Here is an 815-nt window from a genome sequence, read left to right as displayed (position 1 = left end):
GTCACCGACTGGCCGGGCGCTTCTTTGTTCTGCGAGCGATATTAGTCACTGCTGATGTTGCTTGAGTGGATGGTCCGTACGAGTTGAGGTTCTTCGCCGACGTGCTGGAGTGGATCCAGGTTCTGGCCAAGGAGGATCCCGGCAGTCACGATCACGTGATCGCCGCCCTTGAACGATTACAGGAGTGCGGTCCGGCCCTGCGCCGTCCGACGGTGGGGGCCATCGAGGGCAGCCGGTACCGCAATATGCGCGAGCTCCGTCCACGGAGCGGCGATTCGGTCAGCATCCGGATGCTGTTCGTCTTCGATCCTGTACGGCGTGCGGTATTCCTGGTCGCGGGTGACAAGGCCGCCGGTCGCCAGTGGGCGGCCTGGTATCCGAAGGCGGTCAAGGAGGCCGACACCAAGTACGCCGCGTATCTCGAAGCTCTGAAGGAGGACACGGTATGAAACTCGGCGGTATGGCCGACCTGACAGGTGACATCCCACCGGAGAAGCGCGCCCGGATCGATGAGATCAAACGTGAGATGGTCGACGCGGAGCGAGGCCATGAACTGGCCGCCCTTCGTAAGGCCCAGGGCATGACGCAGGTCCAGGTCGCTCGGCTGATGGGGGTGACACAGGGGCGGATCAGTCAGATCGAGCGTGGCGGGGTACGCCTCGACACCTCGACACTGGCGGCCTATCTCCAGGCGATCGGCGGCGAACTGACCATACTGGCCACGGTCGGAAACGTTTCGGTGCGGCTGAGAGGCCGACGTGCGGGCGGGGGGGGGCGGGGACGCCCGCGCGGGGCCCCGCCCCCCCCCCGGCGCG

Annotated in this window: 2 protein-coding genes; both read left to right on the top strand. The window is 65.9% G+C overall.

Annotation, left to right across the window (positions count from 1 at the left end):
* The first annotated feature begins 65 nt into the window (after positions 1-65).
* A complete protein-coding gene (locus tag ACFXPK_RS13040; protein ID WP_385074693.1) occupies positions 66-449 on the top strand; it encodes a type II toxin-antitoxin system RelE/ParE family toxin in 384 nt (127 codons plus the stop codon).
* 11 nt (positions 450-460) lie between these two features.
* Positions 461-815 (top strand): helix-turn-helix domain-containing protein (locus ACFXPK_RS13035; protein WP_385074690.1); only part of this gene is annotated, 355 nt, incomplete at its 3' end.

Source organism: Streptomyces sp. NPDC059142 (assembly GCF_042755665.1).
In the GTDB taxonomy this organism is placed as follows: domain Bacteria; phylum Actinomycetota; class Actinomycetes; order Streptomycetales; family Streptomycetaceae; genus Streptomyces.
This window is presented reverse-complemented; position numbering and strand designations above follow the sequence as displayed.